This is a genomic window from Jeotgalibacillus sp. ET6, assembly GCF_029667115.1.
Classification (GTDB): Bacteria; Bacillota; Bacilli; order Bacillales; family Jeotgalibacillaceae; genus Jeotgalibacillus.
Map to the genome: position 1 here is coordinate 444,971 of NZ_JARUIU010000001.1, position 26,309 is coordinate 471,279.

At 40.3% G+C, this 26,309-nt stretch carries 29 protein-coding genes; 3 read left to right on the forward strand and 26 right to left on the reverse strand.

Features of this window, described 5'->3' with window-relative positions; translation table 11 throughout:
* Positions 1-3 precede the first annotated feature (3 nt).
* Genes P6709_RS02245 through P6709_RS02265 form a run of 5 tightly spaced genes read right to left on the reverse strand, consistent with a single transcriptional unit; the run spans position 4 to position 5,234 of the window.
* Complete coding sequence (locus P6709_RS02245) at positions 4-1,083, reverse strand: undecaprenyldiphospho-muramoylpentapeptide beta-N-acetylglucosaminyltransferase (RefSeq protein ID WP_278239252.1); 1,080 nt, start codon at positions 1,081-1,083, stop codon at positions 4-6.
* Between the two features lie 51 nt (positions 1,084-1,134).
* Positions 1,135-2,646: a phytoene desaturase family protein gene (locus tag P6709_RS02250; RefSeq protein WP_278239253.1), complete on the reverse strand. Its 1,512-nt coding sequence runs from the start codon at positions 2,644-2,646 to the stop codon at positions 1,135-1,137.
* Positions 2,643-3,743, reverse strand: a complete 1,101-nt coding sequence (locus tag P6709_RS02255) for a glycosyltransferase (RefSeq protein ID WP_278239254.1) — start codon at positions 3,741-3,743, stop codon at positions 2,643-2,645. Before P6709_RS02255 ends, P6709_RS02250 begins: the two co-directional genes overlap by 4 nt.
* Complete coding sequence (locus P6709_RS02260; RefSeq protein WP_278239255.1) at positions 3,740-4,474, reverse strand: lysophospholipid acyltransferase family protein; 735 nt, start codon at positions 4,472-4,474, stop codon at positions 3,740-3,742. Before P6709_RS02260 ends, P6709_RS02255 begins: the two co-directional genes overlap by 4 nt.
* Positions 4,467-5,234 carry a carotenoid biosynthesis protein gene (locus tag P6709_RS02265; RefSeq protein WP_278239256.1) on the reverse strand — a complete coding sequence of 256 codons (768 nt, stop codon included), beginning with the start codon at positions 5,232-5,234 and terminating at the stop codon, positions 4,467-4,469. The genes P6709_RS02260 and P6709_RS02265 overlap by 8 nt, the downstream gene beginning before the upstream one ends.
* Before the next feature lie 111 nt (positions 5,235-5,345).
* On the opposite strand from P6709_RS02265, the gene P6709_RS02270 reads away from it, so the two are divergent.
* A complete protein-coding gene (locus tag P6709_RS02270; protein WP_278239257.1) occupies positions 5,346-6,701 on the forward strand; it encodes an MATE family efflux transporter in 1,356 nt (451 codons plus the stop codon).
* A 48-nt stretch (positions 6,702-6,749) separates the two neighbouring features.
* On the opposite strand, the gene P6709_RS02275 is transcribed toward P6709_RS02270, so the two are convergent.
* Genes P6709_RS02275 through P6709_RS02285 form a run of 3 tightly spaced genes read right to left on the reverse strand, consistent with a single transcriptional unit; the run spans position 6,750 to position 10,436 of the window.
* Positions 6,750-7,853, reverse strand: a complete 1,104-nt coding sequence (locus P6709_RS02275) for a Ger(x)C family spore germination protein (RefSeq protein ID WP_278239258.1) — start codon at positions 7,851-7,853, stop codon at positions 6,750-6,752.
* Entirely contained in the window at positions 7,850-8,944 is a 1,095-nt protein-coding gene (locus tag P6709_RS02280) for a GerAB/ArcD/ProY family transporter (protein WP_278239259.1), read from the reverse strand. The genes P6709_RS02275 and P6709_RS02280 overlap by 4 nt, the downstream gene beginning before the upstream one ends.
* Entirely contained in the window at positions 8,928-10,436 is a 1,509-nt protein-coding gene (locus tag P6709_RS02285; protein WP_278239260.1) for a spore germination protein, read from the reverse strand. Before P6709_RS02285 ends, P6709_RS02280 begins: the two co-directional genes overlap by 17 nt.
* 116 nt (positions 10,437-10,552) lie before the next feature.
* On the opposite strand from P6709_RS02285, the gene P6709_RS02290 reads away from it, so the two are divergent.
* Positions 10,553-11,179, forward strand: a complete 627-nt coding sequence (locus P6709_RS02290) for a glycerol-3-phosphate acyltransferase (RefSeq protein WP_278239261.1) — start codon at positions 10,553-10,555, stop codon at positions 11,177-11,179.
* Positions 11,180-11,232: 53 nt separating this feature from the next.
* Here the strand turns inward: P6709_RS02290 and P6709_RS02295 are convergent, their stop codons facing one another.
* The 13 genes from P6709_RS02295 to P6709_RS02355 form a co-directional block, all read right to left on the reverse strand.
* Positions 11,233-12,084: a CAP domain-containing protein gene (locus P6709_RS02295; protein WP_278239262.1), complete on the reverse strand. Its 852-nt coding sequence runs from the start codon at positions 12,082-12,084 to the stop codon at positions 11,233-11,235.
* A 311-nt stretch (positions 12,085-12,395) separates the two neighbouring features.
* Complete coding sequence (locus P6709_RS02300; protein ID WP_278239263.1) at positions 12,396-12,665, reverse strand: hypothetical protein; 270 nt, start codon at positions 12,663-12,665, stop codon at positions 12,396-12,398.
* Positions 12,666-12,681: 16 nt separating this feature from the next.
* A complete protein-coding gene (locus P6709_RS02305) occupies positions 12,682-13,602 on the reverse strand; it encodes a CobW family GTP-binding protein (RefSeq protein ID WP_278239264.1) in 921 nt (306 codons plus the stop codon).
* Positions 13,603-13,704: 102 nt separating this feature from the next.
* Positions 13,705-15,246: a S41 family peptidase gene (locus tag P6709_RS02310; protein ID WP_278239265.1), complete on the reverse strand. Its 1,542-nt coding sequence runs from the start codon at positions 15,244-15,246 to the stop codon at positions 13,705-13,707.
* 169 nt (positions 15,247-15,415) lie between these two features.
* Positions 15,416-16,120 carry a purine-nucleoside phosphorylase gene (deoD, locus tag P6709_RS02315; RefSeq protein ID WP_278239266.1) on the reverse strand — a complete coding sequence of 235 codons (705 nt, stop codon included), beginning with the start codon at positions 16,118-16,120 and terminating at the stop codon, positions 15,416-15,418.
* Between the two features lie 69 nt (positions 16,121-16,189).
* The gene (locus P6709_RS02320) at positions 16,190-16,960 is read right to left on the reverse strand and encodes a sporulation protein (protein ID WP_278239267.1); all 771 of its coding nucleotides are present in this window, start codon (positions 16,958-16,960) and stop codon (positions 16,190-16,192) included.
* Between the two features lie 52 nt (positions 16,961-17,012).
* The gene (locus P6709_RS02325) at positions 17,013-17,246 is read right to left on the reverse strand and encodes a YozE family protein (protein ID WP_278239268.1); all 234 of its coding nucleotides are present in this window, start codon (positions 17,244-17,246) and stop codon (positions 17,013-17,015) included.
* Between the two features lie 309 nt (positions 17,247-17,555).
* On the reverse strand, positions 17,556-18,059 hold the full coding sequence (locus tag P6709_RS02330; RefSeq protein ID WP_278239269.1) for a PTS sugar transporter subunit IIA: 504 nt from the start codon (positions 18,057-18,059) through the stop codon (positions 17,556-17,558).
* Positions 18,060-18,142: 83 nt separating this feature from the next.
* Positions 18,143-18,568 carry a peptide-methionine (R)-S-oxide reductase MsrB gene (gene msrB, locus P6709_RS02335; protein WP_278239270.1) on the reverse strand — a complete coding sequence of 142 codons (426 nt, stop codon included), beginning with the start codon at positions 18,566-18,568 and terminating at the stop codon, positions 18,143-18,145.
* Positions 18,561-19,109: a peptide-methionine (S)-S-oxide reductase MsrA gene (gene msrA / locus P6709_RS02340; protein ID WP_278239271.1), complete on the reverse strand. Its 549-nt coding sequence runs from the start codon at positions 19,107-19,109 to the stop codon at positions 18,561-18,563. The genes msrB and msrA overlap by 8 nt, the downstream gene beginning before the upstream one ends.
* A 14-nt stretch (positions 19,110-19,123) precedes the next feature.
* Positions 19,124-19,702, reverse strand: coding sequence for a YpmS family protein (locus tag P6709_RS02345; RefSeq protein WP_278239272.1), 579 nt, complete (start codon positions 19,700-19,702; stop codon positions 19,124-19,126).
* A gap of 13 nt (positions 19,703-19,715) precedes the next feature.
* Complete coding sequence (locus P6709_RS02350; protein WP_278239273.1) at positions 19,716-20,513, reverse strand: SGNH/GDSL hydrolase family protein; 798 nt, start codon at positions 20,511-20,513, stop codon at positions 19,716-19,718.
* Positions 20,514-20,669: 156 nt separating this feature from the next.
* Positions 20,670-21,512 carry a DegV family protein gene (locus P6709_RS02355; protein ID WP_278239274.1) on the reverse strand — a complete coding sequence of 281 codons (843 nt, stop codon included), beginning with the start codon at positions 21,510-21,512 and terminating at the stop codon, positions 20,670-20,672.
* 281 nt (positions 21,513-21,793) lie between these two features.
* Between P6709_RS02355 and trhA the strand changes: the two genes are divergently transcribed.
* Entirely contained in the window at positions 21,794-22,429 is a 636-nt protein-coding gene (gene trhA, locus P6709_RS02360; protein ID WP_278239275.1) for a PAQR family membrane homeostasis protein TrhA, read from the forward strand.
* 17 nt (positions 22,430-22,446) lie between these two features.
* Here the strand turns inward: trhA and P6709_RS02365 are convergent, their stop codons facing one another.
* The 5 genes from P6709_RS02365 to P6709_RS02385 form a co-directional block, all read right to left on the reverse strand.
* On the reverse strand, positions 22,447-22,947 hold the full coding sequence (locus P6709_RS02365) for a dihydrofolate reductase (protein ID WP_278239276.1): 501 nt from the start codon (positions 22,945-22,947) through the stop codon (positions 22,447-22,449).
* Positions 22,948-22,961: 14 nt separating this feature from the next.
* Complete coding sequence (locus P6709_RS02370; RefSeq protein ID WP_278239277.1) at positions 22,962-23,903, reverse strand: thymidylate synthase; 942 nt, start codon at positions 23,901-23,903, stop codon at positions 22,962-22,964.
* 148 nt (positions 23,904-24,051) lie between these two features.
* The gene (locus tag P6709_RS02375; protein WP_278239278.1) at positions 24,052-24,645 is read right to left on the reverse strand and encodes a YpjP family protein; all 594 of its coding nucleotides are present in this window, start codon (positions 24,643-24,645) and stop codon (positions 24,052-24,054) included.
* Between the two features lie 309 nt (positions 24,646-24,954).
* Complete coding sequence (locus P6709_RS02380) at positions 24,955-25,758, reverse strand: class I SAM-dependent methyltransferase (protein WP_278239279.1); 804 nt, start codon at positions 25,756-25,758, stop codon at positions 24,955-24,957.
* Between the two features lie 103 nt (positions 25,759-25,861).
* The gene (locus P6709_RS02385; protein ID WP_278239280.1) at positions 25,862-26,296 is read right to left on the reverse strand and encodes a BrxA/BrxB family bacilliredoxin; all 435 of its coding nucleotides are present in this window, start codon (positions 26,294-26,296) and stop codon (positions 25,862-25,864) included.
* Positions 26,297-26,309 lie beyond the last annotated feature (13 nt).

A 26,309-nucleotide genomic window follows, 5' to 3' on the forward strand; every position in this document is an offset into this window, starting at 1 on the left:
GCCTCAGCCTTTATTTGTTTTGGATAGCAGGGCAATTTCATCTGTCATTTGATCAATTGTGTATGATGGCGGGGCTTCCTCCATTTTTTCGACCATGGTCCACTGCTGGTCCCGGAGCTGACGCACAGTTGTTAAAAAGCACTCCTGTGATAGATCCTGTTCCTCAAGCTTCAAGGCAAATCCCTGCTGGACGAACGCGTTGGCATTTAAAATCTGATCTCCCCTGCTGGACTCTTTTGATAAAGGAATCAGCAGCATTGGTTTTTTCAAAGCCAAAAATTCAAAAATAGAATTAGATCCTGCACGGGACACCACAAGATCTGTTATTTCCAGAAGATGGGGCAGCTCTGTCGTAACAAACTCGTATTGCACGTATCCTTCTTTATCCGTTTGTATAATATTTCCTTTTCCGCATAAATGAATAACAGAAAAATGTTCAAGCAAGGAATCCAGTGAATCGCGGACCACTTTATTGATGCCCTGAGCGCCTAAGCTGCCGCCCATGATCAATAAAACAGGCTTTGAAGCGTGCAGCTTTGTCAGCTCTTCCCCTATTTTTCTTGATCCGGTGAATAATTCTTCACGAATAATGGCGCCTGCACATACAGTACGGTCAGCAGGCATAAACTGAAGCGTTTCTTTAAAGGTGGTATAGATTTTTGTAGCAAACGGAACAGCTAATTTGTTGGCTAGTCCCGGTGTTACATCTGATTCGTGAATGGCTACCGGAATTTTCGCCATTTTTGCTGCAAGCAGCACCGGCACAGAAACAAATCCGCCTTTTGAGAAGATAACGTCTGGATTTTCTTTTTTCAATACACGGTATGCCTGCATAACTCCTGCCAGGACACGAAATGGATCTGTGAAATTTTTAATGGAAAAATATCGTCGTAATTTTCCGCTGGCGATCCCGTGGTACGGAACATCCGGAAACTGGCTCGTAATCATATCTTTTTCAATCCCATTATGCGAACCGATATAGCTGATCGTCCAGCCCTTTTCTTTGAAACGGGGTATTAAGGCCACATTAACGGAAACATGCCCTGCAGAACCTCCGCCTGTAAATAGTACTCGCTTTGTCATAGTCTTACTCCAATCATGAATTGTTTACTAGACTATTATACACATATTCACTCAACTATTCGTGCTTTTCTTTGATTTTGTCCGATCTGAATCTTTCTTCTTATGCTGATCTATGATTTCTTTTGCGACATTCAGCCCACTTAACGTTACCATTGGAGACCCGCCTCCTGGGTGAGTCGTTCCCCCGACATAAAATAGACCGGCTGTATCCTTGCTTGCGTTGCGGGGTCTTAAAAAAGCATCTTTTTTCTTATGAGAAGAAACTCCGTACAAAGCCCCCTTATAAGCATGGAATAAATGAGCAATGGAATCGGGGGTGTAGATTTTTTCTGCTTCAATCTCGCTTCGGATCGGAATTCCCTGTTCTTCGAGCCGGCTGTAAATGGCTTCCTTATAGTGAGTGACTGCCTCTTCACTTTGCATTTGAACAGCCGGTGCATTCACCAGGATAAATAGGTTGCTGCCTTTGGAGATGCCACGGTCAGTATATGCACTATGGGAAATATATATGGTTGGATCATCTGGCAGTTTTTGATGGGTGAAAATATCCTGAAATTCCTTGCGGTAATCCTCCGGAAAGAAAACATGATGGTGATGAATGTCTTTTTGAAAAGTCTTTAATCCGGCAAGGATGACAAAAGCGGAAATCGAAGGCTCATAGGCATCAAGCTTTTTAGTTGAAAAGGATGGCCGGTCTTTTTCTTTAATTAACTGTTTCGTAGCGGTAATAAAATCACCATTAATAATGACCGTCTCTCCTTTAATTTTTGTACCATTTTTAAGCTGAACCCCGGATGCCCTTTGTTTTTCAATGACAATCTGACTTACTTCTTCATTCAGATGCAAAGTGCCTCCAAGCTTTTTAAAAACCTGTGAAAATGCATCCGCAATTTTGGTGTTTCCCCCTTTTACGGTAAATACGCCTTCGTTCATTTCCAAGTGTCCGATTAAAGAAAATGTGGCCGGACTTTTATAAGGAGAAGACCCTATGTACGTGGCGTAGCGGTTAAATACCTGAAGTATGTCCGGGCTGGAAAAAAACCGTTTATGAAAATGAGCCATGGTTTCAAGAGGTCTCACAGAAAAGAACGCTTTGGTTAATCCGGGTGATAAATAATCTAGCCAGCTGTGGAATGAACGGTGAAAAAAGCCGGACTCCGCCTGCCCATAAAGTCTGTTCACTTCCTTTAAGTAGCCCCAATAATTTTTCGCTCCATATGGATCAAGCATTGCGAGCTGGCTGATGACAAAATGAGGATCAATGGATTGAATAAATGAGTCCCCTGAACGAAAAACATTTTTGGTGTGATGGTCGAGGCGGATTAATTCCAGATAGTCCTCCATTGATTCCCCAACATTGGAAAATACCCTCTTAAACACTCCAGGCATCGTGATGGTGTTCGGTCCAAAATCAAAGGAATAGTCTCCTATTTTTACCGGCATCATCTTCCCGCCGGCATGTCCATTTTTTTCAATAATCGTTACATCAAAGCCGGCATGCTGGAGCTGAATTCCGCAGGCAAGTCCACCGAGTCCTGCCCCAATAATAATGACTTTCTTCATTTATAGGTTCTTCCTTTCCACTCATAGCCTTTTTGCGTTAGCGATCTTAGCATAGAGGACCACAGCAGCACGGTAAGCGCCACTGAGGATATCGGCATTAAAAGAAAATGCAGTACGGTTTGCTTTGTCACCCTGTCAATAATCGCTGTTTGAATGAAAACCAATAAAAGCGGGAGCAGCCACGTCCAATCTCTTGTCCACAAGAAAGCCACAGCCAGCAGCAAGGGCGCAAAATAAAAGACAAGATAAAATAAGCTCACAAGCATTGCGGTAAACGGAGATCTGCCAAGGCCCACATAAATATTCTTTAAAAATCCGTTCCACACTTCTTTATTTGTATCATACATAAAACAGGTAACAGAGGGCGCCACGTTTGCCAAAATCGCTTTATATCCGCTTTTTTTCAGTTCCCGTGTAATCTGGATGTCTTCAATAAGGGAGCTCTTTACTGCACGGTGGCCGCCGATTGCCTCATAAGCCTTTCGCTCAAAAAACATAAAAGCCCCATGTGCTGCCGTGAAAGCGGGATAAGTCGTTTTATTGGCGACTAGATTGGGCAGATGAAAAAAAATAAAAAAATGCTGCAAAGGTACAAGCAGTTTTCCAAGGAACGGCGTAACCGGAAATCTTGGAAAACCGGTCACCAACCGGGCATCATTCTTTTCCATAATATGCAAGGATTGATGAATCACGTCGGGTTTGACTCTGACATCTGCATCCAGGAAGAGCAAGTAATCTCCACGTCCTTTTTTGCTTAACTGCTCGCAGGCATGAACCTTGCCAACCCAGCCCTCTGGCAGGGAGCTTCCTGAGATCACGGTAAAACGGGAATCTCCTTTTGTATGCTGATTGAGCAGCTCCTGCGTCCTGTCGGTTGATTGATCATTAAGAATGACGACTTCAATAGATGGATACTGAATTTTTTTAACAGACGTGATCAGACCCTCTACATTTTTTTCCTCGTTTCTCATTGGAATTAAAATAGACACCTTGCCACTCTTCGTATGAGAGGTTTTTTTAAACACCGGCATGGTGAAAACATTGACCAGCGTAAGGATCACAAACAGGATGAGCAAAATAATCAGCAGCATTATCATGTCTGGCGCCTCTTGTTTAAGGGGCTTTTCATCCACTGCAGCCATTCGCTTGATGTTCTGCTCCCTTTTTTAATCAATTGATACGGCTCGGTTCGATCTTCAATTAAGTCTTTCTTGACGCTGTCCACCAATTTTTCATGCATCACGCGCATATACTCAGTTTTTTGCTTTCTGTTCATGGACTTTAAATCTTCATTTTTCAATGGGCTGCCAATGCGGATAAATAATTCCGGACGCTGATCATGCCTGAATGTGTAATAAGAGGCGACCGGAATAATCGTGATATCATCAGCTTTATCATGCAAATAGGCCGGCCCATTCATGTACGTAAACGGTCTTTTTTCAATATGTTCTTCTTTTCCCTGAGGAAAAATCCAGACGCTTTTTTTCTCCTTCAATAAGGTCGAAGCGACCGTTAAAGAGCGGAGTAAATCCTTAGGTGACGCAGGATCAACTCCAAAAGCCCCGATTCTGCCAAAAAATTTGAATTCCTCCAGCCCTTTCTTGCTCATTAAAGCGTAAGCATCTTCCTTCAACACCTCTTTATTTAAATAAAAAATGAGCAAGCCATCCCACCAGCTTGAATGGTTCATGCTATAAAGCTTTGGACCAGCAGGAAGATCACCGCGGCAGTCGTCAAGGTAGATTCGATAAAAATGCTTCTTTAATTGAAAATGCAAAAAATTGACCAGCAGCTTTTCAGAGCGGGGAGACTTTGCAGGTTTATTCACGAAAAACCAGCCTCCCTCCCGCATACGCTGCACTCAATGTAACTGCTATGGCAGCAAGCGTTACACCGACAGCCAAATAAAGCCCTGCCACAAGTGAGGTTACAACAAACATCGCAATCATCATGGCGTAGAGCCATTTCATCCGATTGCTCCATAAGGAGTCTGATTTGCCTTTTTTAACGGTCAGCCATATGTATAATAAAATCTGAATTCCAAACGACACGGAAAACCATCCGATAAAGTTTTGATTCGGAATTCCGTAGTAAGGACCGGTGTTTTCCCATACCCAGTATTCTTTTACTACAAATGCAACCGGATCGATAATTAAATCCATACCAACCGCAAGTGAAGAAGTGATCACAGCATACAGAAGCATTCGTACGAGCGAAAATGAGTGCTCAAGCCATGGGCGCACAATCGCCATTGAAGTAAAGATGACCATTACCCATGCAAATCCAATGGTTAAGGGCACGCCAAACACCTGAATGCCAAAATCTTTCTCATAATGATAAGCACCAAACACCCAGCCATATTTTACACCGAGAGATTCAGCCCACATCGTAAAGGCCATAATGGCAGCTGAAAAAAGCAAGCCGGGTCCCTTCCCGAGCGTTTTTACTGCATAGATGACGGCCAATCCGCCGGCTAAATAAAGAAACACAGCATTTGCCCATTCTAAAAAGGGCGGAAGCAGATCAAATCCGACTAAAATAATGCCAAAACCATACCAAACTAAAAAAATTCTCCAAACCCATTCCATGCTCCAACGACCTCCAGCTTTTAATACGCTAATTGAACTTTTTAATCATTTTTGTGATATAATGCTACTGTTTTAGAATTTGAGACAACTTTAACAGAGAGCAGTGATAACATGGAACAAACATTTTCAACCCGGGGGAAAGTCAAGCAGCTTTCTATCATCCTGGTTCCCATTCTCGTCACCCAGCTGGGGCTGTTCGCGATGAATTTTTTCGATACCATTATGTCAGGACAGTTTTCCACAAATGATTTAGCCGGAGTGGCGATCGGTTCTTCTTTATGGATGCCTGTTTTCACCGGCCTATCCGGCATATTGCTGTCTGTTACTCCAATCGTAGCACAGCTTGTAGGTGCAAAAAAAGAAAAAGACGTTCCCATGTCGGTTATTCAGGGCATCTATGTGGCGATACTAATGGCTGCCGCGATCGTGGTGATCGGAATATTTGCCCTGCCGGCCATATTAAACGCCATGAATATTGATCCTGAAGTGCGAAGGATCGCCTTTTATTACTTAACAGCATTAGCTTTTGGCATTATTCCTTTGTTTGTTTATAATGTGCTGCGATCCTTTATCGATGCACTCGGCCTAACGAGGGTTTCAATGTTTATTACCTTGCTTTCTTTACCTTTAAATGTGCTGTTTAACTATGTGCTGATTTTTGGGAAGCTTGGGTTTCCTGCACTTGGGGGTATCGGAGCGGGCGTTGCATCAGCCCTCACCTATTGGCTGATTGCCCTGATTTCAATTTTCATCATTCATCGGAATCGGCCCTTTAAAAAGTATGAAATATTCAGCAGGCTGTACCGTTTAAATTTTTCAAAATGGAAAGAAATCCTGATCATAGGGGTTCCAATTGGCTTTTCCATATTCTTTGAAACAAGTATTTTTTCTGCGGTTACTTTGTTTATGAGTAATTACTCTACAGAAGTAATCGCCGCTCATCAGGCAGCCATTAATTTCTCTTCCTTTTTATATATGATCCCGCTCAGTATTGCCATGGCGCTGACCATTGTCGTGGGCTTTGAAGTCGGGGCAAACAGAATGAAGGACGCAAAGCAATATGGCTGGATGGGAGTCGGAACTGCTGTTACGATTTCTTCCATTTTAGGCATTATTGTTTTCTTTTTCAGAGAGCCTGTCGCTTCCATGTATGTGAAAGACCCTCAAGTGATTGATTTAACTGTTCAATTCCTGTTTTTCGCTGTTTTATTTCAGCTTTCCGATGCCATCCAGGCTCCTGTTCAAGGGGTGCTGAGAGGCTATAAAGATGTCAATGTCTCACTGATCATGACCATGATTTCCTATTGGGTAATTGGTCTGCCAAGTGGATACCTGATGGCAAATTTTACGAGTCTGGAATACTTCGGCTACTGGGTAGGCCTGATTGCGGGACTGACCGCAGGTGCCATTACACTGACCATCAGGCTCATTTTAATACAGAAAAGAAGTTTGCGCACCGGAATGTAAAAAGCTCATGAAACCCAATTTCCAGGGTTTCATGAGCTTTTTTTTGAATCAATCAATAATTCCTGTTCCGACAACTTCCACTTCAAAATCAACTTCAAAAGGCATCTCCACATACGTATCCTTCCATGTTTTCTCATCCCATTGTTCAGGGTGGAAAGCGGAAACTCTTCTGCCGATGCCCAAAGCATCAGATTTTGCCTTTTTCATTATCTGAATCATTTCTTCAGAATCTTTTTCCAGTTCTTTTTCCCACCATTTTTCAATATCCGGAATTTTATTTTCTGCCATAATATGATTTGGCGAATATTCAACAATGTTTATTAGAATTTTTGCTGAGATATGGGTAGTTAGCTGCTGGTCCCCTTTTACTTTAATGGATACATCTGAATTATGAAGCTCTATGGTCATATAGTTAGCAATTTCCGGGGTCTCATCTTCGGTATATTTCCTTGTAAAACGGACGATGTCTCCCTGCCTGTTTATTAGCAATGTAAAAAGCGTACTTAGCTGTGGGGTTAAAATCTCTCCAGTGAATTTTTTCTGATTAAATAAAGCCAGGCCTTCTACCTCCGCCCGCTGAAGCTCTTCATTATAAGTGAGATAAGGGAGATATAAATCTCCTCCCGGATCAAAAATGAGAGTGCAGGCCGTTTGAAGGCTGACGGGCGGCAAAACACTGATTAACTCAGCACTTTCAATAATACCTGAATAATATTCCGATGTGCTTTTTTGTGAGGTAACAGGCTGAAAGAGTAAATCAGAAGCAGACCCATCCACAACGCCCACCCGTCCATTTAAATTATTGCGTGAATTTCGGTAGAGAACATCTAAAAACGAGTAAATGTCCTGTCTAGCTAATTCATCGCCCAGTAGCATAACTTGAAGCTTACTGTAGTCAATATGCTCTGATACGTTTAAATCAGCATTGTATCTTGCATCTCGTAAGGTATGTCCCGTTTTAAAAGTAGCTGTTCCATTTTTATTTGAAGGATCGATAGGCGGCACCACAGAAGTAACATCAACCTCTCCGTTTTCACCAACATCATATCCGACTGTATAAACGAGCTGCAAATCCTTCAAAAGACGTTCATCCCAGCAGGAAGAAAGCAAAATGGAAGCACTGCATAAAAGGATCAGGAATGTTTTTTTCATGCTGATTTCTCCTTTTGAGATGATTTTTTAAATAGAGAAATGATCATGGTGAGGATTGGTATTGCGACAGTGAATATAAGAGAACCGGGAAGCAGTACTTCCATAAATTCTTTCATTTCAAGCATCGAAGTTGGTATGAGTGCCCCCAAAAATGCCATCACCATAATAAAATACACCATTTTTGTATGCTTTTGTTTGGACAATAATTGCTCCATTGTATTCCCGGCAATAAATAAAAAGCTGATAAACGAAGATAACGCAATCACCATCCATACAGTAATAAAGACTAAATCAATTCTTTCAAGGATGGTAAATTTTAAAGCTTTCATGATATAAAGAACCGGATAAGGCACAACGATAATTTCTTTAATATAAAAGAAAACTTGTGTGGTGATAATGGTGAAAACGTAAAACGTTGTCACAAATGCGGTGGCAAGCGCCCCTTTTCTCAGCTCTTTTTTTCGGTCTGTTTTCACATAAAAAGCAAAAAACAAAAATGCTTCAAATCCCATTAATGCAAAAATGGCTGGCTTGATTCCAGCTATAATTGCATTCAAACCTGAGCCTCCTATCGGCAGCAAGTATAAGAACTGAGGCTGAATATATACCCAGCCCAGCACAAAAATTAAAATGGGGAGCATAAAGGAAATCAGCATTTTAAACCTGGCAATCAGGACGATATTTTCTCTGGCCATATAAACCGCCGGAATAGAGAATAGCAGCATAATTACCCATTTAGGTGTATCGGTGAATATCCACGTAGCGATGATATGGTGAAAGTTGGTCAAAGAGGCCACCAATACACCAATAAAATAGAGTAAATACGTACTCATGATGATCTTTCCAAGTATAGACCCAAAACAAAAATTGACGATTCCAAAGTACGTATCTTCCGGAAACCGGGACAGCAGAAAAATGTACAATAATATAATAATTTGCACTAAAACTCCTGCCAGCACCATTGAAATCCAGGCATCCTGTTTCGCTACCTTTCCAATATCACTTGGCATTGACAAAATGCCAACGCCGACTTGAGTTTGCACAATAAGAAAAAAGAGCTGCCAGCCTGTGATTTCATTTTTCGCGTTCATTTTTCCACCACCTGCTATAGCCCTGTCTTCTTTTGTTTACCGGGTTCGCATCTGCTGATCGGGTATTCTGCAAATAAGAAGGCAGACGGATAAACATATCCTTAGCTCCCTTTAAATGAAAAGGAGCAATCGGAGAAAGATATGGCGACCGTAATGATTCAAGTTTGATTAAATGAATAATCAGGACTGTTCCCATTATGGCAATGCCAAAAAATCCAAACATAGAAGCAAGAATCATAAAAGGAAAGCGCAGAATCCTCACAGTAGTATTCATCTCCACAGAAGGAACGACAAAGGAAGAAATCGCTGTTAGCGCAACAACGATGATCATTAAATTGGAGATAAGCCCTGCGTTAACTACCGCATCTCCGATGACAAGTCCTCCAACAATACCAATAGTCTGGCCGATGGGGTTCGGAAGCCTTATCCCCGCTTCCCTGATCAGTTCAATGGTTAATTCTAAAATAAGCGCCTCGATCAGCGGTGAATAAGGAATCCCCTCCACCGCTCTTTTCGCAGGGAGCGCCAGTTCATCCGGAATCACTTCGAAATGAAAGCTGATAATGGCGATGTAAAATGCCGGCAGCAATAGAGCGATCAAAAAACTGCCCAACCTCAACAGACGATAAAATGACCCGACTAGAAAACGGCCATTATAATCATCAGGAGACTGATAAAAAGCAAAGAAATTCATGGGCGCGACTAAAGCAGTGGGAGAACCTTCGATCATCATGGCAATTCTGCCTTCACTAATATTTGCAACTACACGGTCAGGCCTCTCTGTATTCAAAAACTGAGGAAACGGCGACCAGCTGTCATCTTCAATGAATTCTTCAAGATACCCGATACTAAACGCAATATCACTATCCACAGCCTGTAGCCTCATAATGTATTCTTCTACGTTCATGTGATTTACGACATTGTTTAAGTAAATCAAAACACAGGTGGTATTGGCTTCCTTTCCGATTGTAAGGTAGCGGATAACTAAGTGCTGGGAACGGATTTTTGTCCGTATTTGATGAATATTAGTAAGCAGGCTCTCATTAAAACCGGCATGAGACCCTCGGACGATCTGTTCATTTTTCGGCTCCTGAATGGCACGGTAATGATCAATGGGACTGTCGATGGAGACACCTTCCCATCCATTTTCTTTCTTCACCCAAATAAGTGCCTGCCCTTTTACAAGACGTAAACCAACCTGATTGATGGTTTCATCGGGTGAAATGCTTTGTATGTTTAGTGTAGTGGTAATCTCCCCCACTTCCCATATAGAGCGTTGAAACCATTCAATTGACTTCTCAAGCTTTTCCCCGTCAAGGAGTGTGCTCATATACATACAGATCGCTTCCCCATCATCATAGGAAAGAGGCCGTTTAGAAAAATCCTCAGTGTTGCCAAGGAAAAAAGATAAGTCCTCAAATAAGTTTTGTGTATTTTCATATTCATTAATTTTTTGTTCCGGTATTTTCAAATAATTTTTATCCTGATCCACTCACAACACCTCCTGACCTTCGTTAGCCATAGTATGGAGAATATTTATCCATTTCATGCAAAATTGCGTTGCAAATTTAGGTCTCTTACTAAATAATGGGAAGGAGGAGGTTGCGTATGGATTGGATTATTGCAGCATCCATGGGCTATTTAATCGGTTGTTTCCATGGATCACAGGTTGCTGGGTTTTTGAAAAAAACAGATTTAAAGGAAAGCGGAGTAAAAAATTCCGGTGCATCAAATGCCACGATCGTCTTAGGCTGGAAGTTTGGGATACTGGTTGCTTTGATCGATATTGGAAAAGCAATTGGTTCCGTTTTACTTATCCGGCAGTTGTATTCAAATGTAGAAACTTACGAAATTTTCTTATCTTTATTATTTGTTAATGCAGTATTTGTCGTACTCGGACATATCTTCCCTTTCCAAATGAAATTTCAAGGCGGGAAAGGAACAGCATCCATTGTTGGGGTTTTATTCGTATTGGACTGGCGAATTGCACTTATTTCTATTTCTTTACTTCTTATTGTGACGTTTGCGACTGATTATCTTGTAATCGGTGTAACGGTTATGTATGCAGCATTTTTTATTTTGACAATACTATTTGACTATCCGCTGATTCCGCTAATCTGCGTATTTGCTGTATGGATGATCAGCACAATCAAGCATATGGAGAATTACTCACGATTAAGAAAACACGAGGAGACTCGGCTGTCGAGCTTAATAAACAAGAAAAAAGCAAGTTAAAAAGAGGCGGTCCAATATGGACCGCCTCTCCCCGTTATGCTCTGTTAACTTACTTATTTGCTGATAAACATTTGAGTCCAGTAGTTGCCTTCTTCAACATGGCCAACTCCGATATGAGTGAAAGAAGAACTCATAATGTTTTTACGGTGACCTTCACTATTCATCCACGCTTGAACGACTTCTTCAGGTGAACGCTGACCCATCGCAATATTTTCTCCGGCACTGCTGTATTCAATGCCGTATGCTTTCATCATGTCAAATGGTGAACCATGTGTTGGGCTTGTGTGAGAGAAATATTGGTTTTGCTGCATATCCAGTGACTTATCGTCTGCCACTTTGCTTAGTTCTGTATCCAGCTCAAGTGCAGGCAGACCCTCTTTGCTGCGCTCAGCATTTGTCAAATCAACGACCTGCTGTTCAAAATCAGAAACTGGTGAGGCTTCCTGCTGGTCAGCTTGTCCATCATCCTGAACTTCAGCAGCTGGTTGTTCTTCAGCTGGCTGTGCTGGTGCTGGAGCTGCCTCTTGTGGTGCTTCCTGCTCTGCAGGCTGCTGAGCTTTTGGTGCTTCAGTTTGCTTTTCTGGAGCAGGAGCAGCAGGAGCTTCTTTTTTGGCTGCCTCTTCTTTAGCGGGCTGATCCGCTTGAGCCGGAGCTCCATTAAATTCATTTAGCGAAATATTATATTTTTGTAGTTCAGTATTAATTTTTTCCCAGTCAATTTGACTTGAAAAATCCCGAAGATTTCCAGATTGCAGGTTTTGAGAAACCAGCTTTGTTAGAACTTCTATATTTTGATGCTTTTGAGGTGTTTGTTGAACATCCGCACTGGATGCCTGAGAAGCCGCCGGTGATACTAGAAGTGCAATTGCTGCAGCTCCTGAAATAATAAGTGATTTACCTTTCATGTGAACTTCCTCCTTTAGCGTTGTTGTCTTTTCGACAATTTCATCCTATCATTCTTTTTTTGTAATATTTGTGGTTAAAATCGGAAATTTAGTTGTATAGGAGTTTGATTGCAGCAGATTAGTAGATTATGTAAAACAAAAAAGATAAACTCCTTGATTTATAAGAGTTTACCTTTTTATTCTAAAATAAGATGAAATTAGGGTTAGACGGTTTTTTTTAGAATTCACTCTAAATATTACTTTAAATTACCTATTGACAGGTTTTAAAAAAGCTATTATTCGTAACAAATATGTCAGTAATGTAACATCAACTACTCTTTGATGTCGTTTAAAATGACTGCATATAATTGAATCAAAGCAACTTTTTCATCTCTGCTTAGTGCTGAATAAACAATTCTTTCAATTGCCTGATAAAACTTTTGTTCAGGTTTCACTCTGACTCTTGGGTGGGTAAGTTCATCTTTCAGTTCACGTATTATAGCTGCAGAAGTGATTTCGCGTGCAGGTGAATTTCGATCTAAGATCCTGTTATTCCAAAGAGACTCGTATGCTTCCAGCAGTTGTTCGGATGATGGCTTCATCTTAATCACCTCTCCTTCAGGACTCCATACTTCTGAGCCGTGCTGTTAGTTCAGGTTCATCGAGCTCTTCCCCTATGATGACGAGATTTTTGGGCATTGACATGTCTTCCGGGAAATAGAGTGGCATGCCATAAGAATATTGAAACAGCATAGGATATTTATGGTGTGAAAATGGCACATATCCTTTCATTCGATAAACTGTGCCTTCAACAGTTCGAATCCACTCTTCAAAATCCTCCTGATTAATTTCTCCTTTAAAGGTATGTACGATGGCCTGAATAGATAACTCCTTTTTCACCCTAACCTTCTTCACCTCATCAAACGAAACAGGCAGCATATGGTCGAGTGCCTGGCGGGAGATTTTTGATTGTTTTGTCATGAGCAGTTTGCTTGTTGAATTAATTGACTGCAGCTCATTTACAATGAGCCCCTGACTCATTTCACTGACAAGATCAATTTTATTTAGCAGAAGTAAAGAAGCGTGTTTAATTTGTTCTCGCATCAGCTGCCGAACTTGCGGGGAATATTCTCCCTTCTTTGTCCATTGCAGCGCATCTACAACCGTAATGATTCCTTTGAAATCAAAAGCATTCGCAAATAGCGGTGACATAACTGCATCAATAACCTGTACGGGATGAGCAGCTCCAGTTGTTTCAATAATGATTGAATCAAATTTCTGGTTGAACAATAATTCCTGCAGCTGGGATTCGAGCTTATCTTGAATCGTACAGCAAATGCATCCGTCAAGAAGTTCTGCCAAAGGCAGTTCGTCGTCCACTTCATTTGAATCAATCGAAACACTTCCGATTTCGTTCATGAGGATGGCAGGTGTAAGCTGATCTTCTTTATGTATCTTAATCAACTGCTTTAATAAACTGGTTTTGCCGCTTCCGAGAAAGCCAGAGATTAAATAAACTGACTTTTTATTATGAGACATTGTGTTCGCTCCTTTTCAAAAAGTGATGTAAAAAAACTAGCGCATTTGATGCGCTAGTTTTAAATTCAAAAAGTTTTAGAAAAAACAAGCAGCTGTGTTGAATTAGGCAGCATCTTCTTCTGTTTCTTCCTCAGCTTCTTCTGGATTGATATCAGCTTCTTCAATTAAATACTCGCTGGCTTCTTCTACTTGAGGATCGTTTTCTTCAAGTTCTTCACGTAACGCTGTAATTAAGAGGTTGGCTGTATCATTATTGATGGTGCCCGTTACCTCCAGGTCATTTTCTTCTTGGAAAGATTCAACTGCTGATACAGTATCTTCGTCAAACAGTCCATCAATATTACCTGGATCATATCCTACCGCCTGCAGCATCTCTTCTGCTGTTTTAACCTGCTCTGAAAGCATAGACTCTTCCAGTTCTATATCAACTTCCAAAAATGGAAGAAAAGCATAGTCTGGCAGACTCACTTCAGTCGTTGGTTCAATCCCATCTTCATGAATCCAGTTTCCTTCTGGTGTAAGCCATCTTGCTGTTGTAATCTTCATATTGGATTGATCGCTGAACTCTTCAGCAGTCTGAACTGTTCCTTTTCCAAAAGAAGTCTGGCCAAATAAAGGAATTCCAGCAGTTTCATTTAAAGCAGCTGCTACGATCTCTGAAGCACTCGCACTTCCTTCATCAATGATAACGGAAGTAGGAAGATCAATCTTTTCTCCTGCCTGTGCCTCAATGACCTGCTTTTCTCCATTTTTCTCTTCGATCTGAACAATGGTTTCACCTTCAGGTACAAATAGGTTAGCAATGGATATAGCTTGTGGGAGTAATCCCCCCGGATTTTGACGCATATCCAGCACCATCGCTTCCATCCCTTGGCCTTCAAGGTCCTCAATGGCTGCTGTCAGCTCTTCATACGTATTCTCAGAAAAACTCGTTAATTGGATAAGTCCAATATTATTTTCGTCCATCTCGTAGTAAACAGTATCAATCGGAATGTCATCTCTTGTAATGCTGATCTCCATCGTTTCCTGCATGCCAGGACGCTGAATGGAAAGAGTGACTTCGGTGCCCTTTTCACCCCGGATCAGCAGGACGGCTTCGTTTGCGCTCATTCCCTGAATGCTTTCACCATCAACAGCCAGGATTTGATCGTTAGGGAGAATCCCGGCTTCTTCTGCAGGTGATCCTTTAATAGGAGAAACAACTGTTATAACGTCGTTTAATGATTGAATTTCTGCACCAATTCCTTGAAAACTGGAGGAAATATTTTCGTTAAACTGAGCTGCTTCCTGCTGATTCATATAATCAGAGTAGGGATCATCAAGCGCTTCCAGCATCCCATTAATTGCTCCATTTACCAGAGCGTCCTCTTCAATATCCATAAAATACTCATTATTAATAGAATCATATGCATCGTAAAGCTTAGTAAATTCAGGACGCTCAGGAACGCCCACTGTTACAGCCTTTTCATCGCCGAATGAAAGAGCGAAGATTGAAATGCCTGCAGTCGCTAATACAGTGAAAAAAAGCAGCATAACAAAATTAAATTTTTTAATATTAACAAACTTAGAGGAATTAACCTTCTGTTCTTTCTGAACTTCATTATTATCATTGCTTTGCTGTTGCTCATTTGGATCTTTATCCATCGAATCACCACTTTCTCATTCAGCAATACCTTTATCAATAATCTCTTATATCTTATCAGTTTTCAAACTGTAAGTAAAAGCCTATTGACTCTTACTTGCTTCTCTAATAGAAAATAAAAGGCTGACTGCCAATGCAGTCAACCTTTTCACCTGGCTGAACGGTAAAATCCTATTCAGCAATTGCCGCGTCTAAAGCTACAACGATCATGTCATTAAAGGTTAGCTGACGTTCTTCTGAAGAAGTTGCTTCCCCTGTTAAAATGTGGTCGCTGACGGTTAATACGGACAACGCTTTACGGTCATACTTAGCAGCAAGCGTATAAAGAGCAGATGTTTCCATTTCAACAGCTAAGATGCCATACTTTGCCCATTTTTCATGCTCGGCATTATCATCGTAAAAAATATCTGCGGTGAAAACATTTCCAACTTTTAAATTCAAGCCCTTTTCAGTACCGGCATCATACGCATTTTTCAACAGGTTAAAGTTTGCAGCTGGTGCATAATCAACTCCGTTGAAAGTGCGCTGATTCATATTTGAATCTGTTGAAGCAGTCATAGCGAGAATGACGTCGCGAACTTTTACGTCCTTTTGAATAGCTCCGCATGTTCCTACACGGATTAAATTTTGCACATCATACTGCTCAATTAATTCATTAGCGTAAATTGAAATGGAAGGAACGCCCATTCCTGTACCTTGTACAGAGATTCGTTTTCCTTTATATGTTCCAGTGTACCCGAACATATTGCGCACTTCATTATAGCAGGTTACATCTTCCAAAAAAGTTTCAGCTATGTATTTTGCACGTAGTGGATCTCCCGGCAATAATACCGTTTCAGCTATCTCACCTTTTTTAGCTCCAATATGGATGCTCATGTTTGTTTCCTCCTTAAATTCCTTTTCCAGCTAACCAATTGTAGCGTTTTTTTAAATTGATTTCAACTATTAATCAAGCTGATGCGACTGCTTCATAAGCTGCAGGATTTTATTAGGAATTTCATGAACTCTTTCTTGTCTGATCTTTATATAAAAGATCGACTCAGAATGTAAATAAAGTTCCTTCTTCACACTGTCGTTCACTTTATTATTAACTTCTATAAAAAGATCATACGTGTCCTCTGATTCAGCAAAAAATACAATTTCGATATTCTCTATATCCTTCCATTTTCCCTCAAGAGGCTTAAAGTAAAAACATTGAATATATTGCTGTGTTTTCTTATATCTCTCAGGGGCTTCATGGCATCTGGAATAATCGAGAGTAAAGCCTAATGAGAGTACAGCCTGCATCATGTCAGTTAACAATAGAGATGGTTTAATGGTGATTAGGTCCCTGTCAGTGGGATCTTTAGCATTTTTAATCCCTGCTTCTGTTTTAACCCAGATGCTTGTTCCACTTGCAGTGATCGGTGTCAGCAGCGGCAAAACAAAACTGAAAGGAATTTCAATAATTTCGTTTTCAAGTACAGTAAAAGGTTCTGAAACCTTTACTCTTTTTATAACCGTCTGATCTTTATATGCCTTGTTGTTGGAGTTTCTTAAATAGTCAGTCATCAGACATAAGTAAATTGCATCGATCTCCTGTTCTACAGATCCCCCTTTGATCAGTACCTTCCCATCAACCCTTTCTCCAATACGAAAAGAAGGTTTAGAAAGTCTGCTGTCAATTTTTACCGAACCTATCCCGATAGAAGCCAAGGCCTTATTAAATAGTGACAAAGATCTTTTCCTCCTTTCTTTTCTGTATTCGGAGTTGCTACTAAGTAAGCAGCTAGCCCAATTCCAGCTTTATCTCAATTTTATACTCTTCCCACATTTGATCAAAAATCGAAATTTTATCGTTGTAAATTTCTGTAAGTTCGATATAATTGCTCAATTCGTGATAGTCTTCGGACATTTTTGGGAAATCCAAATCATCATACATTGCATTTGCCAATTTACTTTGATCAGATATAGGCTGAGGCTCTCTGTATTTCATAGCAAAATGGTAAAAAGATCGGTTCATTTTATTCTCCTCTTCCCGTCAGTTTGTATTTTTGATTCATTGTATTTTTATTGATTTCTACCCTGTAAGACAGAATGATAACCTTTTGATTCTGAGTCAATGCGCTGGATCAGGCATTGAATTCAAACGTCATCTGATTCATTAGTATAATTCAGCTGCTTAAAAAACAAAAGGCTTGATGAATTAATCAACTTGAAAATAGAACCGCTTTTGTCTTTGCCGGCGGTTTTTAACTATATCCTTTTTGCATAACAGCAGAAAAACTAAAAAAGCTGGGACAAAGTAAAGCGTCCCAGCTTTTTGCAGCAATTATGATTTTGTAGGTATGTCCATTACAACGTCTTTTCCTGCTGTTGTAGTCTGCAGCGTTTTCTTGGATATAGAACCAAGATCGTCTCCATTTGTGAGAATAATGGGTGTAATGGTGCTTTTCGCTTTTTCAGCAACCAATTCAAGATCAAAAGTAACGAGCGGGTCGCCAACATTTACTTTAGATCCTTCAGCAACATGAGTTTCAAATCCTTTTCCTTCCATCGAAACTGTTTCAAGCCCGATATGGATTAAGATTTCCGCTCCATTTTTAGCTTTTAATCCTATTGCATGCTTCGTTGGAAATACCTGAACCACTTCTCCATCAATTGGGGAGACTACTTTACCATCAGCAGGCTCGATCGCAATGCCGTCACCCATCATTTTTTGAGAAAAAACAGGATCGGGAACTTCATCAAGCGTTAATAATTTCCCATTAATCGGTGCATATACAGAAATTTCAGATGGTGCTTCTTCTTTTTTGCCAAATAATTTTTTTAACATACTAATCACTCTCCTACTCTTGATATAGACAATTAAGTGTAATACAAAACATTAGAACTGTTAACTTACCTAAATAAATGATTTTAGTCAAACAATTTTGTATAAACGGCATAGCCTTCTTTTTCTAAATCTTCTTTTGGAATAAAACGCAATGCAGCTGAATTTATGCAGTATCTTAATCCATCAGGTCCAGGACCATCATTAAATACGTGTCCCAGATGAGAATCTGAAGAACTGCCTCGCACCTCGGTTCGAATCATAAAGTGACTTGTATCTTTTTTTTCAAGAACTTCTGCATCCGTTATAGGTTTTGTAAAGCTTGGCCAGCCGCATCCTGCATCGTACTTATCAGTGGAACTGAAAAGTGGCTTACCGGACACGATATCAACATAAATTCCGTCCTTGAATTCATCCCAGTAATCATTTCTAAAAGGAGGCTCCGTCCCATTATTTTGTGTCACGTCATATTGCATTTTCGTTAATTTAGATTTATCAAAGTCCTTAGTCATTTTCAAGACTCCTTTGATTGTATTTTTTTATAAAGCCCGCTCTGCCCGACCCCTGATGATAGGCATTGTAACGGATGGGATGTTTTTTATAATAGTCCTGATGCTCTTTCTCCGCTTCATAAAAAGGCTTAGCTTCAAATATATCTGTTACAATAGGTGCATTATAGCGTGCACTGTCTTCAAGCTCCTGCCTTGAAGACAGCGCGATTTTTTTCTGCTCTTCATCATGATAGTAAATGGCGGTTTTATACGATTCACCTCTGTCAAAAAATTGACCGCCTGCGTCAGTGGGATCGATTTGGGTCCAGAAGAGATCTACCAGTTTTTCATATGGAAAAAGCGCAGGATCATAAATAATTTGAACAGCTTCCCGGTGACCGGTTGTTTCACTGCAAACTTCCTGATAGGTAGGGTTTTCTTTCGTACCTCCTGTATAGCCGGACGTGATACGAATGATCCCCGGTTGTTCATCAAAAGGCTTAACCATACACCAGAAGCATCCGCCTGCAAATGTTGCTTTCTTATACTGTTGATTGTCCAATTTCTTTCTCCCCCTTAGCGCGGAACATAGATTGAAAATGAAATATCATTATCTCGTAAGTTAAATTGATTTGTTTTTACATTAAGACCTGCCGCTACATCAATTTCAGTTACCTGGATGATGATCTCCTGATCATTCGGCTGAACGTCTACCCATTCAGGAAACTCATAAGAGTCTTCTATAAATTTCAGCACATTCGAAACAGGCAAATCGATCGCACCCAGAGATAGGCTCTCCTGAGTCAGCAGCAAATTGCCATTTTCCATCGCTTGTGCATCAAACGTCATTAAAAAGTCGATTTGGGAATTAAATACCGGCAATGACCCTTGCAGCGCCACTAAATCATCCAGAGCGACGGAGAAGTCAATCTGCCCATTTAACTCTTCTTCAAGAAATCGATTGGCAACAATTGTTAAATCTTCTTTCGTAGTTGTTACATTAAACTCAGCCTGAGATTCCGGCGGAAGAGCCGGGGCTGCATCTGCCGGCAATCTTTGTTCCACCGGCTGAAATAACAGATAAAGTATATAAATTAAACCAAGTAAAACAACCGCTGCTAAAAGTAAAAAAGATACTTTCCATTTATTCTTCATACCATCCCACTTTCTACTCTTCTGCTTGTAATAAGATTCCTGTCAATGCCTCTTCAATGCGTTCAGCAATCAATGAGTAACCGATATCATTGGGATGAAAATAATCGGTATGCAATAAGTTCTCCTGAGAAGAGGCAAACAGATCCGAAACTTCCACAAAGGAAGTATTATCCCATTGACCGGCAATCGCTTTAGCTGAGTTGTTCCACTCCTCTACAATCAGTTCCATCTCCTGTATATCTGCAGAAAGAACGAAAAAAGGGTTATATATTCCCATGAGAACAATAGAGGCATCAGGATTTACAGATCTTACCTCACTGAATATATTTGTTAGTCTATCCTCATATTGGACTAGAGCCGCAGAGAAGTCACCATAGGATAAAGAAGGAAAATTAGACCTGAATACCTTCATCACATCGTTTCCCCCAATTGTAACGATCACTGAGTCTGCTTCCATAATAGAAGTTCGAATAGGCTCTTCTTCTTTCAACCGTTTTAACAATTGGTCTGACCGATTTCCTCTTTTACCAAAATTTATAATTTCAACATCGCTGAATTCATCTTGCATTTCCATGTTTTTTTCCAATATGGGAACGTAGCCGCCAAGACCTGTACTGTCACCAACTCCTTCGGTGAGGGAGTCCCCGACAGATACTACATTCACCTCTTTAGGAATAAATGACGAATCAGGCAATGGTTTATTTTCCATGGTGAAGTTTCGTTCCGCCTGTTCAGTTGAATTGCCGCCGATACAGGAGGCCAGGAAAATAGATGACAACGCAACGGCGCCAAACCTGACTGATTTTTTCATCAAATTTCCCACCTTCTTTCACTTCCTATACCCTTATTATATCACTTGCAGTCCATGATAAACATGAAAGCGAAGCCCGGGTGCTTTAGCTTAAAAATAAACACTTCAGGGACTAAAATAAAGAGAAGCCTTCCGCGGAAACGGAAGGCGAATCATTTATTCAGCCTGGTACATAAATCCAATTGCGCCTTCACCTGTATGAGTGGAAATTACCGGTGTCGTTTCTTCAATCGAGACATTCTCAAAATTGCACTCGGTTACGATTTTTTCTTTTAATGATTGGGCAAGCATTAATCCATTGGCATGAACAATCCCCACCGCTTTGATTGTTTTGCCTTCAACATCTTTTTTAAATTCATTGACCAGGTATTTGACAACCTGAGAATGGCTTCTGGCTTTGGACACCGGTGTATATTCTCCATTTGCCAGGGATGCAATCGGCTTAATATTCAACAATGAACCAATCATTGCTCGTCCTTTTCCTATTCTGCCGCCTTTAACCAGATTCTCAAGCGTATCAACCACCACAAACAAATGGGTGGAATCTCTAATTTGAGACACTCTGTCCAATATTGCATTTTTTGATGCACCTTCCTGGGCCATTATTGCAGCTTCGACCACCTGAAATGAAAGTGCTTTTGAGATAAACCTTGAATCTACTACGGATACATCCGCTTCTGTTAAATCTTTTGCTGTAAGAGCTGATCTTACCGTTCCGCTCATATTCCCAGTCATATGAATGGAAATAATACTGCTGCCATCCGAACCTAATTCATCATACATTTCTTTAAAAGCGCCAGCGGACGGCTGAGAACTTTTAGGAAGTTCCTTTGACACTCTCATCTTGTCTAAAAATTCCTGGGGAGTTATTTCTACCCGGTCCACATAAGATCTGCCATCAATTGACAGTGTTAAAGGAACAATTGTTATATTATACTTTTCTACTATTTCTTCTTTAAGATCAACGGTTGAATCTGTAACAATTTTCACTTTGTTCATTTTATACACATCCTATTCATCCATTTCCTGTTCCCCATTATACAATAACTTAAAGGACAATTTACAGGAAGAACAGTTATGAGTAAAAAAGTTATGACAAGTGTCATATAAGGATCATATAACCGAACAGCCCCACCGGCTAAAGAAGCTTCCCGGTCATAATGAAAGCGTTTCACCAAAAGGGTGTGATCTTATTAAATTGCATAAAGCTATTTGACCCGATAAAATTAAGAGTAACTTGAATCATAAATTTGCAAGATTGAGACCAGGGAGCTGAATATATGGATACGTTTGACTATAAAGACTCGAAAGAAGAACTGGCTAATGCAATAACACATGGAATCGGGCTGCTGCTGAGTATTCCCGCTCTCGTTTTTTTAATTCTGTTTGCTGTAGAAAAAGGAACGGCATGGCATATTGTCAGCTTTTCCATATTTGGCGCTTCAATGATTATCCTTTTCCTGTTTTCAACGTTGCTGCATAGTGTAAAAGAGGGAAAACTAAAAAAACTTTTCGCTATTCTGGATCATTCAGCAGTGTATCTCCTGATTGCTGGAACTTATACACCATTTATGCTTGTGTCTTTAAGAGATCCTCTCGGCTGGACAATATTTGGAATCGTGTGGGGTCTGGCCGCAGCAGGTATTGTATTCAAATGTTATTTTGTAGACAGATATCAGATCATTGCCACATTATTTTATATTCTAATGGGCTGGCTGATTATGATTGCCATCGTTCCACTGTACCATCAGCTGACATTCTCAGGCTTTGCCCTGTTATTTGCGGGCGGACTGTTTTATTCGATCGGAGCCATCTTTTATATATGGAGAAAGCTTCCTTACAACCACGCCATCTGGCATTTGTTTGTTATTGCGGGAAGCGCATTTATGTATTTTTGTGTGATTTTATACGTATAAAAACAGCTGAAAAATCTTCAGCTGTTTTTTTTATGAATGCGGTCATAAATTTTAAACGTATAATCATAGGGATTTTTTTCGTCCTTTACTCCAGGCACCGAGGAAACTTCTTCCCACTCGTTTGACGAATAGTCCGGAAACGTGGTATCCCCTTCTGTTTCAAGATCAATAACTGTAATATATAATCTGTCGGCAAAATCAATTGTGCTTTTATAAACAAAGCCCCCTCCGATTATAAAGGTTTCTTCCTCTGTTTTGCGGAGCAGGTCCAGTCCTTCTTCAATGGAATGAACCGTAATGGCTCCTTCATGTGACCACTCTTTATTTCCCGTAATAACAATATTCGTTCTGTTTTTTAAAGGTCCATTCATGGATTCAAATGTTTTTCTGCCCATTAACAGCGTTTTGCCTGTCGTCTGTTTTTTAAAGTAAGCCAGGTCATTAGGGAGATGCCAGGGCATGTCCATTTCGTGACCGATTATCCGGTTGTTTGCATGTGCTGCGATGATAGAAATCATTCGGCGTCTCTCCTTTATACTGCCACTGGAGCTTTAATGGCGGGGTGCGGCTCGTACCCCTTTAATTTAATGTCATCCGGCTCCAGTGAAAATAGATTCTTATTCAGGTCAAATTCAAGCTGCGGGAGATCCTTGGGATTTCTGCTTAACTGTTCTTTTACCTGTGAGATGTGATTAGAGTAAATATGGGCATCCCCAATTGTGTGAACAAATGTACCAGGCTCCAAACCGCATTCATTTGCAATAAGACACGTCAATAAAGAATAGCTTGCAACATTAAAGGGGATCCCTAAAAATAAATCACCGCTTCGCTGATAAAGCTGGCATGACAGCTTCCCTTCTGCTACATAAAACTGAAAAAGAGTGTGGCATGGCGGAAGCGCCATCGCAGGAACATCTTCAGGATTCCAGGCAGTCACGATATGCCTTCTTGAATCCGGATTATGTTTAATCGAGTGGATGACTTCCTTTATTTGATCGATTGTTTCACCTGTTGACTTTTTCCATTCTCTCCACTGCTTACCATAGACACTGCCAAGATCCCCGTATTTTTCAGCGAAGTCATCATCCTCCAAAATAGCGTTCGTAAAGAACTTCATTTGTTCTTCATACACGGGTTTAAATGACTCATCCTGATGAATCCGCAAACCAAAATTCGTCATATCAGGTCCCCGGTATTCACTGCTCTCCACCCATTTTTTAAATGCCCATTCATCCCAAATATGATTATTATGCTTTAGAAGATAACGAATATTTGTGTCCCCTTTTAAAAACCAAAGAAGCTCACTTTTAATTAAACCAAATGGGACCTTTTTTGTGGTGACCATCGGGAAGCCTTCAGACAGGTCAAACTTCATCTGATGACCAAATGAACTGATGGTGCCTGTGCCTGTTCGATCATCCTTTACTGTCCCGTTTTCTAAAACATTATGTAATAAATCTAAATATTGACGCATTTGAAGACCTCCTGACATTCTTATCAACGTAAGTATAAAGAAAAAATAAACAGATATCAAAGCAGAAATTGCAACTGTGTACTTTTATAAAAGGAAAAGCCCGAACGAAATCAATCGATTTACGTTCGGGCAGCCTATTGGGCAAGCTTTAGTGCAATAGTTTTGATCCAAATTTGGGCGGAGTATCTTTTCCCCAATAAATAGATGAAAGCATGTTATGAGATTCAAAATGATCTTTCTGGGTATGATAATGGAAATTAAACGTAAATCCTTCTAGAGGAGGCTGATCTCTTCTAACATGAAAGCATAAAACATCTTCCCTTGTTTGTTCATCCATTATATGGAAAATCCGCTCACCATCCCCTTTTCCTATAGCGGGGGAAATAATTAAATGATGATATTCTGATGGTGTATATTCATGAACTAAAGAAGAAATCACTTTTTCCATTTCAGGAAGCACCTGGCTCTGAAATTCTCTCTCAATCCTTGGCATAACGCGTTGACCTAATTTTTCACTTGTTATTTTTTGAGCATCATCCATTAAATTTTCAATGAGTTCTTCTTTTGAGGAAACCGTAATAACGGTTTCTGCAACAACCGTGTCAGATTCCATAGAAGAAAATGTTTTTGGGGACTGGCTGTCATTTTTAGGCTGGTCAGCAAGCAGATCCTGTGGCGTGACCATGCCAAAAGTAAGAATTGAAATAAGTACAACGAGTGATTTTTTTAACCAGTTCGGCATTATTAGCAAATCCCTTCTTGTCTCTTTACTCATAAATACATTATACTTGATTACGAAGAGATCCGCTAAAGGTTTCATTAATTCTTAATTTTCGTTATGAAATTGACTTATTGCTAAATGGTAGGGAGGGAACACCATGGAAAGTATATTGATTGGCACTGGGTTCTTGTTAATGCTTGCATATTTTGTTTATTTGCAATTTGCTGAGTAACGTTTAAATAACCCAATCAATTCAACATTATAGCGTGTTTAAGACCATTTGAGCATTTCGCGTGCCCAAATGGTCTTTTTACTGCATTATGTTTGCTGTTATTCTACATTTATAATTCCGTACTGCTGTTTAGATGAGGGTCTTACGTCAACCTTAAAGCCAAACGTCTCAAATCGCGGTGATGAATAATGGTCTTTAAACACGACTCTTTTTTTTGCTGCTCTTTTCGCTACTTCAATAGACTCGAGTAACGATTCCTCATCATATTCTGCATATCGCCTTAATGGTTCTATTCCGGATGACTCTGAAATGGAGGATGAGAACATAGGATCAAAATAAATCACATCCACTGACCGGTCTTTAAGCGTTTTTAAATAACTTAGATGATCAGCAATATGCACATTAATTCTTTTCATAGATTTTTCAAGCTGAGGATTCGGTGTATGCCAATGTGTGAGACCTTGCCGCACCAGATAACCTATCATTGGATTTTTTTCAATTCCGGTAACACTGCCTTCCTCTCCGGTAATGTAGGATGCCACTATAGAGTCCGCTCCAAGACCAAGTGTACAGTCTAAAAATGAATTTCCTTTTTGCAGTCCGGCAGCATTGATGAACGGATCGTTTTCACCGTTCATCAATCGCTTTAAACGAAAAGCGCTTGAATTTGGATGAAAGAAAAATGGTTCATTTCCCTGTTCGTAATACTCGTATCTGCTGCTCCCGATCACAAGTACCGGTTTGCCATAGGTCTCAATTAAAAAAGATATTGATTTTTTATTTCGTTCTTTGTACTCCGCGCCCAGCTCTTTTGCTGCTTCCTCAGCCATTTTAATTTGGCTTTGACCTGCTTTTCCTGCAGCAGTGACAATCATTTTGTGCACACCTTCTTCTATCTGCATAAAAAAGGCACCTTATAAGGCACCTTTTTTACATCTATTTTCATTTAGAGAAAACTATAAAACATGGACAGCTTTCTATACCTGCTGCAAAATTGATGCAGACTCAGCAATGAAGGTCCATTGCGCCTTTTAAATTCGATACGATATCTTCCACTGCGTGATCTTCAATTTCTTCTCTTGGAATAAAATGCACCACTTTTTGATCTTTAAGCAGTGCGATTGATGGAGAAGAAGCCTCGAAATCAGTCATGTAGCTCCGCATCTTTTGAGTCGCTTCTTTATCCTGGCCGGCAAAAACCGTAACCAGATGATCAGGCTCCTTTTCATGGGTGATGAGCGCCTGAGTAACAGCAGGTCTCGCAAGACCGGCTGCACATCCGCATACAGAGTTAATCACGACAAGAGATGTTCCTGAGACGTCCTGCATGAAAGACTGGACTTCTTCTTCATTTGTAAGCTCTTTAAAGCCCGCCTGAGTCAATTCCTGGCGCATAGGCTTTACCAGCTGTTTCATATATTCTTCGTAAGCCATAGACATGTGATAATTCCTC

Excerpts from the sequence above, each read along its gene's own strand:
- P6709_RS02245 (WP_278239252.1), bottom strand. The coding sequence starts at position 1,083 with ATGACAAAGCGAGTACTATTTACAGGCGGAGGTTCTGCAGGGCATGTT.
- P6709_RS02250 (WP_278239253.1), bottom strand. The coding sequence starts at position 2,646 with ATGAAGAAAGTCATTATTATTGGGGCAGGACTCGGTGGACTTGCCTGC.
- P6709_RS02255 (WP_278239254.1), bottom strand. The coding sequence starts at position 3,743 with ATGATAATGCTGCTGATTATTTTGCTCATCCTGTTTGTGATCCTTACG.
- P6709_RS02265 (WP_278239256.1), bottom strand. The coding sequence starts at position 5,234 with ATGGAATGGGTTTGGAGAATTTTTTTAGTTTGGTATGGTTTTGGCATT.
- P6709_RS02270 (WP_278239257.1), top strand. The coding sequence starts at position 5,346 with ATGGAACAAACATTTTCAACCCGGGGGAAAGTCAAGCAGCTTTCTATC.
- P6709_RS02275 (WP_278239258.1), bottom strand. The coding sequence starts at position 7,853 with ATGAAAAAAACATTCCTGATCCTTTTATGCAGTGCTTCCATTTTGCTT.
- P6709_RS02280 (WP_278239259.1), bottom strand. The coding sequence starts at position 8,944 with ATGAACGCGAAAAATGAAATCACAGGCTGGCAGCTCTTTTTTCTTATT.
- P6709_RS02290 (WP_278239261.1), top strand. The coding sequence starts at position 10,553 with ATGGATTGGATTATTGCAGCATCCATGGGCTATTTAATCGGTTGTTTC.
- P6709_RS02295 (WP_278239262.1), bottom strand. The coding sequence starts at position 12,084 with ATGAAAGGTAAATCACTTATTATTTCAGGAGCTGCAGCAATTGCACTT.
- P6709_RS02300 (WP_278239263.1), bottom strand. The coding sequence starts at position 12,665 with ATGAAGCCATCATCCGAACAACTGCTGGAAGCATACGAGTCTCTTTGG.
- P6709_RS02305 (WP_278239264.1), bottom strand. The coding sequence starts at position 13,602 with ATGTCTCATAATAAAAAGTCAGTTTATTTAATCTCTGGCTTTCTCGGA.
- P6709_RS02310 (WP_278239265.1), bottom strand. The coding sequence starts at position 15,246 with ATGGATAAAGATCCAAATGAGCAACAGCAAAGCAATGATAATAATGAA.
- deoD (WP_278239266.1), bottom strand. The coding sequence starts at position 16,120 with ATGAGCATCCATATTGGAGCTAAAAAAGGTGAGATAGCTGAAACGGTA.
- P6709_RS02325 (WP_278239268.1), bottom strand. The coding sequence starts at position 17,246 with ATGAACCGATCTTTTTACCATTTTGCTATGAAATACAGAGAGCCTCAG.
- P6709_RS02330 (WP_278239269.1), bottom strand. The coding sequence starts at position 18,059 with ATGTTAAAAAAATTATTTGGCAAAAAAGAAGAAGCACCATCTGAAATT.
- msrB (WP_278239270.1), bottom strand. The coding sequence starts at position 18,568 with ATGACTAAGGACTTTGATAAATCTAAATTAACGAAAATGCAATATGAC.
- P6709_RS02345 (WP_278239272.1), bottom strand. The coding sequence starts at position 19,702 with ATGAAGAATAAATGGAAAGTATCTTTTTTACTTTTAGCAGCGGTTGTT.
- P6709_RS02350 (WP_278239273.1), bottom strand. The coding sequence starts at position 20,513 with ATGAAAAAATCAGTCAGGTTTGGCGCCGTTGCGTTGTCATCTATTTTC.
- P6709_RS02355 (WP_278239274.1), bottom strand. The coding sequence starts at position 21,512 with ATGAACAAAGTGAAAATTGTTACAGATTCAACCGTTGATCTTAAAGAA.
- trhA (WP_278239275.1), top strand. The coding sequence starts at position 21,794 with ATGGATACGTTTGACTATAAAGACTCGAAAGAAGAACTGGCTAATGCA.
- P6709_RS02365 (WP_278239276.1), bottom strand. The coding sequence starts at position 22,947 with ATGATTTCTATCATCGCAGCACATGCAAACAACCGGATAATCGGTCAC.
- P6709_RS02370 (WP_278239277.1), bottom strand. The coding sequence starts at position 23,903 with ATGCGTCAATATTTAGATTTATTACATAATGTTTTAGAAAACGGGACA.
- P6709_RS02375 (WP_278239278.1), bottom strand. The coding sequence starts at position 24,645 with ATGCCGAACTGGTTAAAAAAATCACTCGTTGTACTTATTTCAATTCTT.
- P6709_RS02380 (WP_278239279.1), bottom strand. The coding sequence starts at position 25,758 with ATGCAGATAGAAGAAGGTGTGCACAAAATGATTGTCACTGCTGCAGGA.
- P6709_RS02385 (WP_278239280.1), bottom strand. The coding sequence starts at position 26,296 with ATGTCTATGGCTTACGAAGAATATATGAAACAGCTGGTAAAGCCTATG.